The following is a 17184-nucleotide window of genomic DNA, read 5'->3' on the forward strand; positions in this document are numbered from 1 at the left end:
TTTTTCTCACGAACAATTGTTTCTAGTTTGTAACGGTTAGATCTTATTGATGACGTGAAACAACGTTTTTCAACGCGTCTTTGGATTGGAAACCAACCACTTTATCAACGGGTTGACCATCTTTGAAAACGATTAGCGTAGGGATACTCATAACGCCAAAGCGAGCAGCGGATTCCGGGTTGTCATCCACGTTTACTTTTGCGATTTTCAAAGATTCAACTTCTTTATCTAGCTCTTCCAATACAGGAGCGATCATTTTACAAGGTCCGCACCAAGGTGCCCAGAAGTCTACAAGTACTGTACCTTCTCCTTCAACTTCTGCTTTAAAACTGTTGTCAGAAACATTCACGATTGCCATGATAGTTCCTCCTTCTAAGAATGAATTTGATTTATAAGGTGAAAAGTAAGATTAAGTTCGTCACTTAACTTGCTTCGCATCACGTCAACATACAAAGTATACCACACTCATATGCCTTTTCAACCAAGCCATAAGTTAGCAAACGGGGTATCCTTTGGTCTATATCGAGGGTAATCCAACAGGCAGCCCTTGGCGTCGCTGTTCCTCAATATAGGATATACGGTCTTTGAGATTCGCTTGGAGCAGTTGCAGCATCTCCATTTGTTTCTCGATTTCTTGCAGCTTCTCGGTGTACAGAGGCAGCAAATCATCACACTGTGATTCTTGATTCTTCATCACACAGTTCAGAAAGCTTTCAATCTGCTCCGTCGTAAAGCCGAGACTCAAGTAAAACTGAATGGTCTTAACGCGTTCAACAACCATTTGATTGTAGACCCGATAGCCATTCTCTTCACGTTGTGTTGCGATCAGCCCTTTGGCTTCGTAGTAGCGCAAGGACCGAATACTTGCTCCGGTAAGCTTGGATAACTCACTAATCCGCATGGACGTCACTTCTTTCTATTCCCACATGCTTGGAGGGATGTCTTTATTGTAAACCATAACACTAATGTCAGAGTCAAGAAGTATTTTACCCATTTCGCTCTATATTGCGATTGTTTGCACAATTGTCACTTTGATTAGCTTTACAACTTTCGACGAATTTGGGTATACTAGGCTTACAAATACGAATGTCGGACGTTAGGGGGTAACCACATGAGCAATCAACACCCTGAGCATCACGTGTACGAAGAACCGCGTAATGATTTCATGGATGTAGGCATAGGTTTTGGCGCATTCTTTGGCGCATTGTTCGTCATTGCAGTCATTGCTACCGTCATCCAAGTGATGAAGTAAACGAAACATCAAAAGTTAAAGCCGCTTTGCAGGCAATTGCGAAGTGGCTTTTTTCTTTTTCTTGCGCTGCCTTAGTCATTAGCTGTATAAACTACAGTTAATTTGGTGGATTTTTGAAGAATTGACTAAAATGTTGAAAAATAAATGTAGGAAATACAACTAATCCATCAAAAGCTGCTACAAGGGCTCATTTAGATGGAGGAAATCCAGTTATTCTCCAAATCCGTGGCGCTTGCATGCTTACATGATACTTGCATGCTTTATAGCAAGTAACCGCAATTGTAACACAAAAACCTAGCCATCTTCGGCTAGGTTTTCTTTCGCTTTATTTTCCACGCTTGTTCGTCCCCGTTACCTCAACCACATCAACGAATGGTCGTATCCGATCCATGATTCGTTGCCCCTTGTACTCCTCGTCGCCGTCTTTGTTCGTGAAGCTGAAATGCTTCTCCAAACCAGATAGCGCATAATTCGAAGTAAAGAACGTTGGTTTGCGATTCATCCGATGATTCACGATAGCGCCAATAACATGATCTCTCAGCCAAGGGTTCAAATTCTCTGCCCCAATATCGTCAAATACGAGCAAATCCGTTTCCTTGAGAAGGTCAATCGTCTCCTTGAGCTTATAAGGTTCTTGGAACATCCCTTTCAAGTCCTCAGCAAAGTCTGGCATATAGACGATGGCACCTGTCATACCGACCTTCGCTAGCTGATGCAGCATGTAACCCATCAAGAACGTTTTCCCTGTACCGAACGATCCAGATAAATATAGCCCACGCGTCTGAAGACCTTCTTCAATGGTTAAACTCACATAGTCGTTAATTTGCATTACCGCTTTCGCACGATCGAGATCCGTCTCCAAGATATCTCCAAAGGAGAAACTACGCGAAATCATTCGTGGGTCCACGTGAAACGTGCGGATTCGGCTGGAGATGGCGTCCTGCTGGCCTTTGGCAATAAACTTCTTGCAAGCTACCTTCTCCTCATGAATAAAAGGCGTTTGCCCGTCCACCGATTCGGCTGTAAGAATTGTATAATGTCCTGTCATATCATTCGGACAGTTCTCAAGACCCGGGCAATTTGAGCAAGTTTTAAATTCCGAAACATGCTGATACAGCTTATTCATATTTATTTTAATCGCATAATCATCCACAAAAGGATACTTCTGACGAAATTTAGCAATCAAAGGATCCGCAAGAACGCCTTGAATTTTCAATTCAGCTTTTCTTTTCCATTCTGTATCCGGCAATGATTTGAGTAAATGCGATAAGGACTCCATCATATTCGGCACCTCCTAACAGTTCCATCGTTCAGTCCGTAGATAAGCCACTTACTAACTTTTTCGGTTAAAACGCTCATCCAGCTTCTGCGCCATCCGTCTTGCCGCCTCTAGCTCCTCTGCAGACAGCCTAGTAGACGCTGTAGTCCCCGTATCAGGCAATACAATAGGGATATGAGGCTTCTGTGTCTTGCCCTGACGTCCACGCGTAGCAGAGCCTCCGCCAGCTTTCGCAGATTCCACTTTAGAAGCAGCTTTCTGCTTGTAATTGATTTTCTCACGTACATATTCAACGGCATGCTCATACGAATTAATCTGCTTGCCTAGCATATCGGATGCTACAGCCTCAATCGAAGATTTGGCCCAAGAACGCCGATCAATATGCAAGAAGTGAATCAACACATTAATAACTTCTTCTTTTAATTTATAGTTCAAATCGATTTTCTCGAAAATATTAAGTACGCCATCAGGTATCGAACCCTGTGTGAAAAACATTTTCAACACAGCCGTGTATGGCTCATTTCGCATGATGTAGTTGTACTGATGATCCGTGCATTCGCCGCGCAGTTGCTGAGGTACTTCTAAATAATAAGCCATCTCAACGGACTGCTCTTCCGAAGTTTCCACTTCATCCTCAGATTTCGTAATCGTACGTTCCMGTTCCTCATCCCGCTTCTTGCTCTGTCTGTAGAACAAATTCGCATTATATTGCATGAGATCCATGACAAGGTCACCTTCTTCGGTGAACACGCCATCCTCATCAAGCAAGCGGCACGTTTCTTGCAGGGACAGATTGTACTTCTTCGCCACAATATTAATGGCAACCATATGCTCCGGCTTGTGCTTCAGCGCTTCAACGAACACGCGGTTACTCGCTCCACGCGGGAACCTCATGATGATATCCGCATACTTGAAGCCTTTGGTCGTCACGTCCATCCGTGCTTCCCCTTGCTTGCTTGCAGACGCCTCATAGAGGGCTTGTTCCAGCTCATAGTCCACAACCTGTGTGTTCAGGCGGAATAACTCATAAAAAGGAACCGACAAGTTCTCCTCGACCGCCTCACGACACTCCTCTGGTTCAGGTGAGAGCAGATCTTCACGCAGCGAAAGCAGCATGAACTTCCCAACCTTGTCGCGCAGCAGCAGCGTTAAATGCTGGTTTCGGAAAAACTCATTCGGCCCTAAAGGCGCGAACAGCGTATAGACGAAAACATAGTCTTCTTCCTCGGGTACAAACTTGCGAGTCGTCTGAAGAAGACCAATCGCCTCTAGCTTGGAGGATTGTTCAATAATATACTTTCGACCTCGCTCATTCTGTTCGAGATCTAGCAGAAGAAACAACTTGCGTTGCTGCTCCATCGGCGAAAAGCCCACTTTCTCTGCACTCATCTGCTGATAGAGTGCTTGATAGAAGCTTATGGCCAAACCGCCTATCATCGGTTGATACATCATCGCTAGCATTTTATAGTCTAAACTGCTCAAAGAAAATTCACGGTTCACGCAAAACCTGTGATTCTCGGTGAAATGCAGCATATTCGTCATTCTCATCCCGTTACAGCACCATCCTGCCTYAGCTCGACTGAAAGATCGCTCATAATCTAGCTATCCCATGTCTCAGTCTCTCTCTATTAGTCTACCACAAAAATCGACAATCTTGGTATCTACAAGAGAAAAGATAATTTTACCTTTCGGGCAAGAAAAAGATTCCATCGCAATTTGACTAGCAATGGAATCTTCATTTTGGCGTCATTATTCTTACGTATAAACTGGGGACTCATCATCACTCGAATACTCGTGTACATTCCCATACATTTGAGGATTAAGCTTCTGTGCGATAGTTAGATCGAGTTTCCAACGTTCCTTCTGTTCCTTCTTCTGGAGGCTGTCCACCCATAGATGAATAATGTCATTCATGCGTGCAGCGCTTTGAATCGGTACAGGATGCTTCGCATCTTTGATGAAAAAAAGAGAGCTATGCGGTATCCCCGTATGGAGAATTTGAGCATAGGGATGGAAGTCAACGTCTTTTTCACCATAGATCAATAAGACGGGCTGCTTAATCTCTGAGAGACTATTTGTACAGTTGTAACGCAAGGATTGCTCGAAATAGGATCTTACATTGTCTGCTTTATCTTGCAAAGCATGGTCTTTTAACGCCTGATACGTTGTCTTTTTATCGGCATTGCCATACGTAATCGCTCTAATCAAAAAATTCATAATTCGACTTGGATTCGCCATTCGTATCGCAAGCCAAATTCTGATTCGATTGTACGTATCTGTCAATTCTGACATGCCACTGACGACAATCCCCCCCACCCATCGATGGGGATGCGTAAGCAGTGCCTCCAAGGCGACCGTTCCTCCCGTTGAGTAACCGCAAAGAAAGGCATCCTCGATCCCTAAGAAATCAAGAAGCCCTATCATGTCTTGCGAAATCAGTTGATAACTTAGTGACTGCTTCGAACTCGCACTTCCGCCATGACCTCTAATGTCAAATGTAATGACTCGGAAATGGGCGCCTAGTTGTTCTTTCTGATACCTGAACGCTTCTAAGGTTAGCAGCGGAGGATGAATAAAGACTATAGGTGCGCCCCATTCTGGTCCCGTTATCTCATAATGCAGTGATGTTCCATTCACATTCGCCCAAGGCACGGATCGTGTCTCCCCCGTAAGTGACTTTAAGTAACTTCTCTTAGCCTGACCCAATTGCCCCAGTAATATTAGAACATTTTGAAACCGCGAATACGCAGTGCTTTAATCGCCGAACCGCTCAAAATTGCACCGACTAAGCCGCCGATTGCCGGAATCACGTCAACAATGGTGAAACTCTCGTCACTTGACATAAAGGAAGAATTCCCCATGTATCCATAGATGATAATCCCAATCACTAAAGCAATGAACGCGTAAAGTGGAAACCACGTTGTTTTCATTAGCATGTTCAGAATAAAGCCGATCCCAAAGAATAACACCATCATTAAGACCGTGGCGATAACCATTTGCAGCACGATAGTTCCCCCTTATATATGTAGAAGCACTTCCTAGTTTTGGCCTCTATAGCTCTTATTATTGTAATCTACGGAAAGGTACAGGTAAAGTGTACACAAATTGAACAATTAATTGGACATTTCCTATACTTCACCCCTCCATGCATTTGCCCTTTCTCCATGAATTGGATACAATGTAGGGGATATTAGCCCTTGAATGGAGGAAAAAAAATGAGTGAAGCCGTACAAACGCTGGAAGGCTGGTATGCGCTCCATGATTTCCGTCTAATGGATTGGAATGCATGGCATGCTGCAACCCCACAAGAACGTAAGCATGCAGCGGACGAGCTGCAATCCTTCTTGTCCCAGTGGCAACAAATTGAGAACGATAAACTAGGCAGTACTGCCGTTTATAGCATCGTGGGCCAGAAGGCTGACTTCGTTTTCATGCAACTGCGTGAAACATTGGAAGAGCTGAATGAGCTTGAAACTGCTTTTAACAAGTCTAGCTTTGCTGCTTTTACTATACCCGTTTATTCCTACGTCTCCATCGTAGAATTGAGCAGTTACCTGGCGAAGCCAGGTGTTGATCCTGCACAAGATCCTGAGCTTCAAGCTCGTTTGAAGCCGATTCTTCCGAAATCCAAGCATATTTGTTTCTACCCGATGAACAAGCGTCGTGAAGGCAATGACAACTGGTACATGGTTCCTGCAGAAGATCGTAAAACGATGATGCGCAGTCATGGTATGATCGGTCGTACATACGCTGGTAAAGTAAAACAAATCATTACAGGCTCTGTTGGATTGGATGATTGGGAATGGGGCGTTACACTATTCTCAGATGATCCTCTTCATTTCAAAAAGCTCGTGTACGAAATGCGTTTTGACGAAGTCAGCGCACGTTTCGGTGAGTTCGGAGATTTCTACGTTGGGAACGTTATGCTTCCTGAGAAATTCGCGTCATTCATTCAAATATAATGACTTAAGAGCAAAGGACTTCGGTTCTCTGCTCTTTTTTGTTGATTTTACATAGAAAAAAGAAGCACTGCCCTCATATAGAGCAATGCTTCTTTGGTATCTATTCTTCATCCTCGTCGTCACGCAGAGCAGCTGCTAATTCAGCTTCCATCTGAGTTTTACGTGCTAGATACGCTTCAGTATCACGGTCACGCTGACGGCTCTTTTCCTTCAGACGTTCAATCGCAGGAAGAATGAGGATATCAATTTCCTTTTGGACAACAGCGACATGATCGTAACGTTTCTCAATCTCTAAGAAGTGACCGACTTCGATCAAGGCATTGTAACGATCCAGTTCATCCCGGGTAAGAAGTCCTCTTACTTGGACACTACAGTGTCGCATGGCAATCCCCCCGTTAGCGTTCCTTGACTAGAAACGGCCTTTACGTATAACTAGTGGAATTCCGCCAATAATGTAAAGGTATCTCATATCAACCACTTTTTTCATCATAGCAGCAACATTCCCTTTCAATTTACGGGAACCTACGATACCGATCGCTTGACCTTTACCAAGGGAAGCTACTGTACCTTTGTTCGAGTATTTGAAAGTTTTCATCTGCGATCCGCGAATTGACGCGATCAAGTTGTGAGCTACAGCTTCACCTTGTTGCATCGCAATTTGTGCTGTTGGTGGATATGGTCTGCCTTCATCATTCATCACGATGGAACAGTCACCCACAACATAAATATTATCAAAGCCTGGAGCATGAAGGTGCTCGTTAACTTTAATTCTACCGCGCATCGTTTCGAAGCCGGCTTCGTCTAGCATATGGTTTCCGCGGATACCGCCTGTCCACACAACTGTTGCAGCTTTGATGAACTCATCGCCAGCAATCAGAACGCCTTCTGGCGTACATTCTTTAATGGCTGTACCAATTTTGAAAGTAATACCTTTGTCCGTAAGAACTTTCATCGCGTACTCAACAAGCTCAGGATCGAAACCTGGCAATGCTGTTGGCGCAGCTTCAATATTATAAATCTTCACAAKGGAAGGATCCACATCGAACTCTTTGCATAGAAGAGGGATACGATCAGCAAGTTCACCGATGAATTCAATACCCGTAAATCCAGCGCCACCAATAACGAAAGTTAGGTAATCTTTGCGGTCTGGTTCACGCTTAAACTTCGCGAATTGATATTCAATGTGCTCACGAATAAAACGAACACTATTAATACTGCGAATATTCAGCGCATTTTCTTTCAGACCAGGAATTCCGAAAGTTTCCGCTTCGCCACCAAGTCCGATTACTAGGTAGTCGTAGGAAAGTGTTCCGTCTTCCAAAATAACTTTTTTCTCATGTGGACGAATTTGCGTAACTGTCGATTTCACGAAATCAACTTTAAATTCATCAATCAATTTCAAAATGTTCACGCGTGCATTTTCAGGATTATCTGTCCCGGCAGCAGGCATGTGGAGATGTGTTGTAATGTAGTGATAGTCATGCTTGTTAACAAGCGTAACATCAGCTTCGTTGTAGTTCAATTCCTTCTGCAACCGAATTGCAGCAAGGATTCCGCCGTAACCGGCTCCTAATATAACGATTCTTGGTATTCTACTCATGTCTCTCTCACTTCCATATCCGTATTTTGTCCCATGGTCTCTCTATCTTGTGAAAAATTACACAAACAGCTTCAAAAGTAGTATACTGCTACTAGTTTGCACGCTTTCGAAGTGAATTATGATAAAACAGGTGGAAATTCGTCACAACATGGTAAACCGATTCTCATGATATGATATAATTTTCATAAGTAAATATCAAGTGTCATTTTGCATAAAAAATCTTGTATTCTAGGCGTTTTAGCCTATCCAATCCATGTAAGCATTTACTTATCCTATCTATAAGCAATTTATATGTGAAATTTATAATTTTCTGTTTCCTTCAATAAAAGGGACGTTTATAATTAGTATGATTATCACTGTGTTACACTATGGGTTTGATCGGAGGTTCTATCATGAACGAAAGAGAAACCAGTCAAGACATCGTTGATATTATCGTAATTGGCGGCGGCCCTGCTGGCATGTTCGCATCATTTTATGCAGGGATGCGTCAAGCATCTGTGAAAATCATTGAAAGCATGCCACAACTTGGTGGTCAACTTGCAGCTCTTTATCCGGAAAAATACATTTATGACGTTGCAGGCTTCCCAAAAATTACAGCTCAAGAGCTTGTAAATAACTTATATGCTCAAATGAAACACTTTCCTATTCATATTTGTTTGGAAGAAAAAGTACATAATGTCGTTAAGAAAGAAGAACGTCTTTTTGAAATTACAACAGACAAAGGTGTACACCTAAGCCATGCTGTTATCATTTCGGGTGGTGTTGGCGCATTCGAGCCGCGCCGTCTTGAATTACCGGAAGCAGCGCAATTCGAAAAGAAAAATTTACATTACTTCGTAAGTGACCTGTATGCATTTGCCGGTCAAAAAGTACTTATTAGCGGTGGAGGTGATTCCGCAGTTGACTGGGCATTGATGCTTGAGCCGATTGCTGAGCAAGTAACCTTGATCCACCGTCGAGATAAATTCCGTGCGCATGAGCACAATGTAGAGAACTTAATGAATTCGAAGGTTAATATTGTTACACCCACTGAGATCACAAAACTTCACGGAACAGATCGTATCGAGCAAATTACACTTAAAAATATTAAATCCGGCGAAGAAAGCATCCACGATGTCGATGCCGTTATTATCAACTTCGGCTTCGTATCCTCTCTTGGACCGATTTCTGAATGGGGTCTTGACATCGAAAACGGCTCAATCGTTGTTGATTCCCGTATGGAAACAACGATCCCGGGTATCTTCGCTGCTGGCGATATTACGACATACCCTGGTAAATTGAAATTGATTGCTGTTGGGTTCGGTGAAGCACCTACGGCAATTAACAATGCCAAAGTTTACATTGACCCAAGTGCCAAGCTTTCACCAGGACATAGTTCGAACATGAAATTATAATGTTTAGAAATGAAAAGGGGTATTCTAACCTAATCTACGGATAAGGAGGAATACCCCTTTGTCATCTATATGTCCAGTTTGTAACGGCATGCAAGAATTGCAGACCTACTGTCCTGTGTGCTCGCAGCGTATGTGTGACCATGGTAAGCTGAGTGACTTGCTCGGTCCTTATTCGCCTTACGAGATAAACACTTCCTTGATTAACCAGGAAGGCGATGAGCCAGAGCTCTGCCTTCACCTCTTGAATTGCCCCGACTGTCATTCTAGCTTTACCTTGCAAATACGTGCTGAGTTGAATTTTTAATTAAGTGGTGCCTCGTCCTTAACCAACACGGATAGTTTTAATTTGCGTCTCTGTATTTCCGCGAGCAATAGTTCAAGAAAATCCGATTCTAATCGTAAATCTAGTGCCTTGTAATAAGAGTCGATCAATGTCTCATCGCTAATTTGTCTCACTGAAATCACCCATATTCTATAATTTAAACTAATAGTATCATGGGGTTTTTGATAGAACAAGCGTTCCGTTATCCACAGATAAGTGTGCATATCCTGTGGGTAAATTGTTAATATGTACCATAAGGGCTATCAAAGTATAGGGGGATACTGTGCATAAACTTATACACATCCAAAACTTGTAAATTGCTGATAAAAAAAAATGATCACTAATTTAGGTATTTTTAACGTTTATTTAACATAACCTTCATCTATTTCACAAAATTGAAAAGAAATTTTAATCGTCCGTTAATATTCATCGTCTACAATGATAGTAGAACAACAAATCAAACAAATCTAAGGAGCTGAATGAGTATGATCGTTTACGATATCGTGTTAAATGGAGAAATTAAAGAAACAATCAAACCTCGCAAGAACCGTTTGAAAGAAATTTATGCCTATATGCAGGAACAAACGAAGTTGATGCAAGCCAAATATGGTGAAAACGTAAGAATTAAAGGCCGAATGGTTTACTAACCTCATCAATACCCCTTTCGGCCCCTATGATTTCTTCCACATTTAAATAATGCCCTTGCGATGTAACACAGTTAATAAGCGATAGAAATCATAGCTTCCTTTCTCAGGTGTGTCGATCAAGCCAGCCTTAACTGCCGCATCAACGGCTGACTTGGCCCATGTTGGCACGATCGTCAAAGCGGCCTGTTCTTCGAGTGAGTGCACTCTACTTGTTAATTCTGAAATCTGGGCTTGTAAGTTCTCTAACATCCGTATGACCTCCTCATCGAAGAAGATTAACCCTTCCGTCGCTATAATTGCATTCAATTTACTTGGATAGGCAGGGTCAGTCGCGTATCCACTCTTCTGTAGTGCAGCTGTTTGAGTTTGTGGAATGCTTGCTGACCGAACTGCCGAATAACGCGCAGCTTGAAATAATAAATCTTGATCCCGAAATCCATCCTCAATGGAGCCGTATGCCCGAAAATCCCCCGGTACATCAAACACGTGATTCTCATTTATGAATTCCCATGTGCTTACAGATACACGATCGCCTTGCCAATAAGGCGTTAGTGCGCCATTTCCAACTTTATATCCAACCAAGTTATTCCAAGCGTTTATTTTACTCCCAGTTTCTAGTATTGCTTGTGCAATTCGAACAGAAGGGAAAATTGGCGAGCCTTCTAAACGAAGCTTCAAAGCAATCGGTGCAACGAGATCGATGAAATCCTTTCTAGTTGCCATTTGACTCCCTCCTTTCAAACAAAGACTAGTACTATCATCATAGTATATTCCACAATTTGGTAATGAGGGACGACTCCTATCTAGCTAGTCCACGCTATTTGCAACTTTACTTTTCCCTTACGTTAATGTTTATTTAAAGTGAGAGAAAGGGTGAAAGCATGCAAATTAAAGATGTTGCAAACAAATTGAATATTTCTCCAAGAGCCATCCGCTTTTATGAAGATAAAGGGCTTATTTCACCGTCTAAACAGGAAAATAATTCATATAGGACATTTACAGAAAAAGAAATATGGCGGCTGCAAACGATTATTTCGCTTCGTGAATCCGGTATGTCTGTTGCCGATATTCAAAAAGCCTTACAAGAAGTTGATGCCGATGATAAAGAGCAGCTTCAATACTATTTAGAAATACAACGGTCTGTTGTTTTTGCTAAATGGCTGGAGTTCAAGCAAATCATTGAAACGACGGATACCATGATTGATCTTCTGAAACAGAACAACTCACTTCCGATCGATGATATTTTCACACTCGCGGAAGGTTCTAAACGGCTTCGAGAAATGCGCAAAAGTTGGAAGGATACATGGAACTTTGATCAACAAGCCTTGACTCATGATGAACGGGTTTTACATAATGACCACGAGTATAAAGGATACGAGGAAGTTCTCGATCTAACACTTCAATGGGTAAAACCGAGGGTTGGGGAGAAAGGGCTCGATCTTGGGACAGGCACAGGTAATTTAGCAAGGCGATTTCTGCAAAAGGGCATTCACATGGCTGGCGTAGACCAGTCCAAAGAAATGATCAAGCAATGTCAAAGTAAACATCCGCAAATGGATATGAAACTCGGGAATTTCTTGGCCATTCCCTACATGGATAACCAATTCGATTTTGTCGTTACATCGTTTGCCTTTCACCATATTACGAACGAACAGCAATTGCTGGCTCTAGATGAAATGCGCCGCGTACTCAAGTCTCACGGCAGAATTTGCATAGCGGATTTAATGTTCGAAAATGAATCAGCCAAGGAACAATACATGCACGAATGTACAGCGAGCGGGCGAACAGATCTACTCACAACCCTGCAAGATCAGCATTATGCCATCTGCTCTTCCCTGCTAACTTGGTTTGACGAAAATGGTTATATTACCAAACATACGAAACTCAACGATTTGCTATATATCGTCTATGCAGTTCCCATTCAACCCTAAAAAAACGATGTCTTGACCTTCTCCTTACGTTACACATTATGATGACATTGTTTAACATACCCCTAAGGAGGAGATTACCACATGCCTAATCATGCAGACATTTATGCCAATCAAGCAGACATGTATGAACGACTCGTTTCCAAACAAGCAAGCTTATATGAAACCATTCAAACCATCATCCCCGTTGAAGGTCTAGACATTATCGACATGGGAGCCRGTGCTGGAAGATTAACCCGTATTCTCGCTCCACAAGCAAAGTCCATTGTAGCTTTAGATGAATCTGAATCTATGCTGCGAATTACCGCAGATCATCTTGGGAAAGCTGAGTTGCACAATTGGCGAACACAAGTTACTGACCATAGGCATTTACCTGCCGCCAGTCACAGTGCAGATTTAATCGTATCCGGTTGGAGTATTTGCTACCTTGGAAATTCGGATGTCGATCAATGGGAAGCCAATATTCACCAAATTATAGGCGAAATCAGAAGAGTTCTGCGGCCAGGCGGTACGGTCATTATTATCGAGAACTTCGGAACCGGCTCCGAAACACCCCATCCGCCTGACTTCTTGATGAATTATTATAGGCTGCTTGAATCCGAGTATGGTTTTTCTCATACGTGGATACGGACCGATTATACGTTTGAGAGCGTAGATGAGGCCGAGATGCTTACGCGATTTTTCTTTGGCGACGCGATAGCTAACAAGGTTGTTAGTGAGCAGTTGAGTGTGTTGCCTGAATGTGCGGGTGTTTGGTGGTTAACGGTGTAAGTGTCGTTGGTTTACTTTGAAAAGGGAACGTAGATGCGCTATTTCGCCGAAATCACTTGAAATATATACCAAGAGGAACGAAGATTCGCTATTTCCCTTATTTCCGAGGACTTTGGTGTTTCTGGCCAAAATAGGGCACTGTCGTTCCCCTTGGATGCTCATTTCGTTGAATTATTCGAAAATAGCGTATCCTAGTTCCCTTTCTCAGAACACAAAAAACCTTCTGAACTAAGGAAACAACTTCACTTAGCTTTGTAATAGTCTTGGCTTCTTCAGCACAAAAAAACCTCCTAAGTATGTGTTTAACATCAACACACAAACTTAGAAGGTTGCGTACATTCAATTAAATGATTGCGGATTGTTGAAATTCTTTTGCAATCCTTAATCTACTCTTACTCTCATTGTTCTCATTAACAAGGTGTAATATTCAAGCGATAAATCCGCTCAAATCCCCCGTAACCCCTTACTTAAGCCTCAACCTTTTCATCACAAGGCTCAGGTGTTCCTTCATAATCAGCTGGCTTGAAGGAAGAGCCACACCCACAGGATGCTACAGCATTAGGGTTATTGATGGTAAAACCGCCGCCCATGCCTTTGTCTTCGAAGTCGATTTGGACGCCGTATAAATACTTAGCGCTCTCTTCATCCACGACAACCTTCACGCCGTGAATGGTAAATTCTTTATCGTCAGACTTTTGATCATCGTCGAAGCCCATTCCATAAGAAAAGCCGCTGCAACCACCAGCCTTCACGCCAAGGCGTAAGAAAAGATTCGGTGATTCTTCCGATGCCAAAAGCTCTTTAATTTTCTCACTTGCAGATTCACTTATATTAATCATAATGGAAATCCCTCCTTGGTTTTTCCCTGTAAATTAAGGAAAACTGGCATTGGTATTACGAAGTGCTTGCTATAAGTATACTCCTAATCCATCCGATGCTCAAGGGCAGCTGTTCACTGTTTAGAACGTCTTGTGGCATAATACTGCAATAGTAACTGGTCCAGATCTCGACTACATTTCTGCACGTCAGGATGAAGGAAACCATGCGAGGTCCCTAAACTAACCATTTTGCCTCGAAGTTGTTCAATTTTAATATGAAGTCGTTCCTGCGGTTCGGTCACGAATAATGGTAGCACGATTATTATCACCTTTAGCCCTTACGTAATCACATTGCAATAGTATACAGGAATTTGTTAATATTGGGAATAACATTTCGCCGATTTCATCGAAAAAATATAGGTCATGGATAAGATTGTCGATTTATCTTCAACGTTCTGATGTTGCCCCTCCCAAGTAGGAGGTTTATAATAAGAGAGATGGATAGCTTGTATCGATATAAATCTGGTTGTGAATTCCTTAACCGAACTGGTTGACAGGTACGCGAGCAACTCACACCACCTAACGCACCTAGTCCTAACTGCTGGCTGCGTCGTTTCATTATGCGGTTTATTTTATTTTCATAGGAGGCATGGAGCATGAGTATTACGACAGTAGACCCGATCAAACGGATGGCTGAGATTGCTGACAAAGTTGAGAACGGCGAACGTCTGACCATGGAAGATGGACTGTTTTTATATGAATCTGACGATCTTTTAACCATCGGTCAATTAGCGAATAAAGTGAATACACGATTGAATGGGAACAAGGTGTATTTTGTACAAAATATGAGCTTATATTTCACGAATGTCTGTGAGGAGCATTGTTCATTTTGTCATTTCCGCCGCGACGAAGGTCAAGAAGGTGCTTATACCTTAACACCAGATCAGATGTTAGATTATATCGCTGAGAATTTTAACCCTGAAATTAAGGAATTCCATATTAGTCAGGGGCATAACCCTCATCTGCCTTTTGAGTATTACGTTGATTGCATTCGTCGCTTAAAGCAAGCATACCCGGATGTCACGATTAAAGCTCATACTGCTGCCGAGATCGAATTCTTCTCGCGTATTAGCGGCCTCAGCTATCGAGATGTACTTAAGGCATTAATGGATGCTGGACTTTCCACACTTCCTGGCGGAGGAGCCGAAATTCTTACGGAACGTTACCGTTCAAAAATGAAGGTCGAAAAAGCTTCCACTGAAGAATGGTTAGACGTTCATCGTCAAGCTCATCTTCTAGGGATGAAAACACACGCGACCATGCTATATGGATCCATTGAAACGAAAGAAGAACGGATTCGCCATATGATGTTGCTGCGCGAGCTGCAAGACGAAACAGGCGGTTTCCTCGTATTCATTCCTAATTCTGTTCAGCCAGCGAGCAAAAATGCAAGTCTTAAACGTTTCGTTCCTGCTTGGGACGAACTCAAAACGATGGCGATTAGCCGCCTAATGTTGGACAATTTCCCACATATTAAAGCTTACTTCATCAATATCGGAACGAAACTTACGCAACTTTCCTTCACATTCGGTGCTTCAGATGCTCACGGCACGATCGTGAAAGAGAAAATCTCACATGCTGCTGGCGCTCTTTCACCAGAAGGTTTAACACGCGATGAGATTGTATGGCTCATTCAAGGTGCGGGCCGCGTCGCGGTTGAGCGAGACACCTTTTATAATGAAATCAAAGTGTATGAGAGATAATAGAGAATAGATCATCGTTCAGAAGGGATATTGGTTGGCTATGAAAAAGTTTGTCATTCTCGGAGGAGGCTATGGCGGTCTGACCATAGCTTTGAATTTGCTGGAAAAGGATTTACCAGACGACACTGAACTTATTATGATTGATCGCAGTCCATTCCAAGGCCTCAAAACGGAATATTATGCACTAGCTTCCGGTACCATTGCTGAAACGCATATTCGTGTAGCTTATCCCGATGATTCGCGGCTTCAGCTTGTTTACGGAGAAGTATCTGATGTTAATCTCGAAACGAAACAAATCAACTTCCACGACAAAGAACCCATCTCCTACGACTGGCTAGTCATTGGACTTGGTTGTGTTGACAGTTATCATGGTATTACTGGCGCTCAGGAGTTTTCGTCCAGTATCCAGACACTGGCTCAAACGCGGGCAACGTATCAGAAAATAAACAACATCAATCCATACGGACAAGTATCCATCATTGGTGGGGGACTTAGCGGTGTAGAAATGGCTTCAGAACTTCGTGAAAGCCGCCCTGACTTGAACATCCGATTAATTGATCGTGGTCCTAGTCTGCTCTCCGCTTTCCCTACGAATCTGCAGCAATATGTGCGTGAATGGATGATCGAACATCATATTGAGCTGCGTACACAAGTATCGCTTGTTCGATTAGATGGCGGTGATTTGTACAATCAAGATGAAATTATCCGTACTGATGCGACAATTTGGACAGCGGGTATACAACCAACGCCTATTGTCGAAGCTTTGAATGTACCAAAAGACCGTCAAGGACGTATTCTATTAAACGAATACCACCAAATCCCGAACTTTGAGGAAGTTTACGTCGTAGGTGACTGCGCGTCCCTACCGTTCTCACCAAGTGCCCAAGCTGCACAAGCGCAAGGTAAACAAATAGCCGAAGTCATCCAAGCGATTTGGAAAGGCGATGCACCTAAACTTGGTAAAATCAAGCTGCGAGGCACACTCGGTTCACTTGGCAAAAAGAGCGGCTTCGGCATCATGGGAAAACGTACGCTAATGACAGGGAAAATTGCTCGTATGTTGAAAAGCGGCGTGCTTTGGAAATCCAAACGCCACTTCGGTTAGGTTAGCTAGATCGGCTTATTCACTAAKCAAATCATACATGGCCTCTATCTCTTTGATCTTTTCCAAAATAAGAACATGGAGGCTCTCGGCGCTTTCTGCGGCAATGATTTCTCCGTTGACTAGCGCGTAAGGCTCCATGTAGCACTGGCCACAGTTGCCCAGACAGCCGTATTCCATGACATCAAATTCCGGATTTTGTTCAAGGTCTTTCATTACTTTATCTGTTCCTGTGTGCATATTGCTGGCACAAAATTCTATAATTGGTCGCATTTAAAAATTCCACCCCATGCTGATAGTTTCAAGCCTCAAACCATTTTCATTTAAAGCGTATTGTACTATAATA

Annotated in this window: 22 protein-coding genes; 8 read left to right on the plus strand and 14 right to left on the minus strand. The window is 42.7% G+C overall.

Annotation, left to right across the window (positions count from 1 at the left end; translation table 11 throughout):
* Window positions 1–43 precede the first annotated feature (43 nt).
* Window positions 44–358, minus strand: a complete 315-nt coding sequence (gene trxA / locus AC1DLM_RS13970) for a thioredoxin (protein WP_056613612.1) — start codon at window positions 356–358, stop codon at window positions 44–46.
* 159 nt (window positions 359–517) lie between these two features.
* The gene (locus tag AC1DLM_RS13975; RefSeq protein ID WP_056613610.1) at window positions 518–901 is read right to left on the minus strand and encodes a MerR family transcriptional regulator; all 384 of its coding nucleotides are present in this window, start codon (window positions 899–901) and stop codon (window positions 518–520) included.
* 210 nt (window positions 902–1111) lie between these two features.
* Between AC1DLM_RS13975 and AC1DLM_RS13980 the strand changes: the two genes are divergently transcribed.
* Window positions 1112–1252, plus strand: coding sequence for a YqzM family protein (locus tag AC1DLM_RS13980; RefSeq protein WP_171631927.1), 141 nt, complete (start codon window positions 1112–1114; stop codon window positions 1250–1252).
* A gap of 325 nt (window positions 1253–1577) precedes the next feature.
* Here AC1DLM_RS13980 and dnaI read toward each other — a convergent pair whose 3' ends face one another.
* From dnaI to AC1DLM_RS14000, 4 genes are all read right to left on the minus strand, one after another.
* Window positions 1578–2531: a primosomal protein DnaI gene (dnaI, locus tag AC1DLM_RS13985; RefSeq protein WP_441988738.1), complete on the minus strand. Its 954-nt coding sequence runs from the start codon at window positions 2529–2531 to the stop codon at window positions 1578–1580.
* 54 nt (window positions 2532–2585) lie between these two features.
* Entirely contained in the window at window positions 2586–4079 is a 1494-nt protein-coding gene (locus AC1DLM_RS13990; protein ID WP_477570312.1) for a replication initiation and membrane attachment family protein, read from the minus strand.
* 207 nt (window positions 4080–4286) lie between these two features.
* Entirely contained in the window at window positions 4287–5183 is an 897-nt protein-coding gene (locus AC1DLM_RS13995) for an alpha/beta fold hydrolase (RefSeq protein ID WP_441988664.1), read from the minus strand.
* Window positions 5184–5251: 68 nt separating this feature from the next.
* Entirely contained in the window at window positions 5252–5536 is a 285-nt protein-coding gene (locus tag AC1DLM_RS14000) for a YuiB family protein (RefSeq protein WP_056613601.1), read from the minus strand.
* A 210-nt stretch (window positions 5537–5746) separates the two neighbouring features.
* Here AC1DLM_RS14000 and hemQ point away from each other — a divergent pair, with 210 nt between their 5' ends.
* Window positions 5747–6493, plus strand: a complete 747-nt coding sequence (hemQ, locus tag AC1DLM_RS14005; RefSeq protein ID WP_441988663.1) for a hydrogen peroxide-dependent heme synthase — start codon at window positions 5747–5749, stop codon at window positions 6491–6493.
* Between the two features lie 100 nt (window positions 6494–6593).
* Here hemQ and AC1DLM_RS14010 read toward each other — a convergent pair whose 3' ends face one another.
* Together AC1DLM_RS14010 and AC1DLM_RS14015 are read right to left on the minus strand one after the other, a co-directional pair.
* Window positions 6594–6875, minus strand: a complete 282-nt coding sequence (locus AC1DLM_RS14010; RefSeq protein ID WP_441988662.1) for a hypothetical protein — start codon at window positions 6873–6875, stop codon at window positions 6594–6596.
* Window positions 6876–6902: 27 nt separating this feature from the next.
* The gene (locus tag AC1DLM_RS14015) at window positions 6903–8093 is read right to left on the minus strand and encodes an NAD(P)/FAD-dependent oxidoreductase (RefSeq protein ID WP_477570313.1); all 1191 of its coding nucleotides are present in this window, start codon (window positions 8091–8093) and stop codon (window positions 6903–6905) included.
* 392 nt (window positions 8094–8485) lie between these two features.
* Between AC1DLM_RS14015 and AC1DLM_RS14020 the strand changes: the two genes are divergently transcribed.
* Window positions 8486–9487 (plus strand): NAD(P)/FAD-dependent oxidoreductase, encoded by a 1002-nt coding sequence (locus AC1DLM_RS14020; RefSeq protein ID WP_441988661.1) that lies wholly within the window; start codon window positions 8486–8488, stop codon window positions 9485–9487.
* 61 nt (window positions 9488–9548) lie between these two features.
* Here AC1DLM_RS14020 and AC1DLM_RS14025 read toward each other — a convergent pair whose 3' ends face one another.
* Together AC1DLM_RS14025 and sda are read right to left on the minus strand one after the other, a co-directional pair.
* The gene (locus tag AC1DLM_RS14025; RefSeq protein WP_441988660.1) at window positions 9549–9749 is read right to left on the minus strand and encodes a hypothetical protein; all 201 of its coding nucleotides are present in this window, start codon (window positions 9747–9749) and stop codon (window positions 9549–9551) included.
* Window positions 9750–9787: 38 nt separating this feature from the next.
* Window positions 9788–10033, minus strand: a complete 246-nt coding sequence (gene sda / locus AC1DLM_RS14030) for a sporulation histidine kinase inhibitor Sda (RefSeq protein ID WP_216855846.1) — start codon at window positions 10031–10033, stop codon at window positions 9788–9790.
* Between the two features lie 261 nt (window positions 10034–10294).
* On the opposite strand from sda, the gene AC1DLM_RS14035 reads away from it, so the two are divergent.
* Complete coding sequence (locus AC1DLM_RS14035) at window positions 10295–10456, plus strand: mechanosensitive ion channel protein MscL (protein WP_068664416.1); 162 nt, start codon at window positions 10295–10297, stop codon at window positions 10454–10456.
* 42 nt (window positions 10457–10498) lie between these two features.
* Here the strand turns inward: AC1DLM_RS14035 and AC1DLM_RS14040 are convergent, their stop codons facing one another.
* Window positions 10499–11179: a glycoside hydrolase family 73 protein gene (locus AC1DLM_RS14040; protein WP_441988658.1), complete on the minus strand. Its 681-nt coding sequence runs from the start codon at window positions 11177–11179 to the stop codon at window positions 10499–10501.
* 158 nt (window positions 11180–11337) lie between these two features.
* On the opposite strand from AC1DLM_RS14040, the gene AC1DLM_RS14045 reads away from it, so the two are divergent.
* Together AC1DLM_RS14045 and AC1DLM_RS14050 are read left to right on the plus strand one after the other, a co-directional pair.
* Window positions 11338–12387, plus strand: coding sequence for a MerR family transcriptional regulator (locus tag AC1DLM_RS14045; protein WP_477570314.1), 1050 nt, complete (start codon window positions 11338–11340; stop codon window positions 12385–12387).
* 81 nt (window positions 12388–12468) lie between these two features.
* Window positions 12469–13155, plus strand: a complete 687-nt coding sequence (locus tag AC1DLM_RS14050; RefSeq protein WP_477570315.1) for a class I SAM-dependent methyltransferase — start codon at window positions 12469–12471, stop codon at window positions 13153–13155.
* Between the two features lie 467 nt (window positions 13156–13622).
* On the opposite strand, the gene AC1DLM_RS14055 is transcribed toward AC1DLM_RS14050, so the two are convergent.
* Both AC1DLM_RS14055 and AC1DLM_RS14060 read right to left on the minus strand, forming a co-directional pair.
* A complete protein-coding gene (locus AC1DLM_RS14055) occupies window positions 13623–13994 on the minus strand; it encodes a HesB/IscA family protein (protein WP_441988655.1) in 372 nt (123 codons plus the stop codon).
* Window positions 13995–14107: 113 nt separating this feature from the next.
* The gene (locus AC1DLM_RS14060) at window positions 14108–14302 is read right to left on the minus strand and encodes an aspartyl-phosphate phosphatase Spo0E family protein (protein ID WP_477570316.1); all 195 of its coding nucleotides are present in this window, start codon (window positions 14300–14302) and stop codon (window positions 14108–14110) included.
* A 327-nt stretch (window positions 14303–14629) separates the two neighbouring features.
* On the opposite strand from AC1DLM_RS14060, the gene mqnE reads away from it, so the two are divergent.
* Together mqnE and AC1DLM_RS14070 are read left to right on the plus strand one after the other, a co-directional pair.
* Entirely contained in the window at window positions 14630–15736 is a 1107-nt protein-coding gene (mqnE, locus tag AC1DLM_RS14065) for an aminofutalosine synthase MqnE (protein ID WP_441988654.1), read from the plus strand.
* A gap of 40 nt (window positions 15737–15776) precedes the next feature.
* On the plus strand, window positions 15777–16841 hold the full coding sequence (locus AC1DLM_RS14070; RefSeq protein ID WP_441988736.1) for an NAD(P)/FAD-dependent oxidoreductase: 1065 nt from the start codon (window positions 15777–15779) through the stop codon (window positions 16839–16841).
* Between the two features lie 15 nt (window positions 16842–16856).
* On the opposite strand, the gene AC1DLM_RS14075 is transcribed toward AC1DLM_RS14070, so the two are convergent.
* Window positions 16857–17111, minus strand: coding sequence for a YuzB family protein (locus tag AC1DLM_RS14075; RefSeq protein ID WP_477570317.1), 255 nt, complete (start codon window positions 17109–17111; stop codon window positions 16857–16859).
* Window positions 17112–17184 lie beyond the last annotated feature (73 nt).

This window comes from Paenibacillus sp. 01T442 (assembly GCF_056398345.1).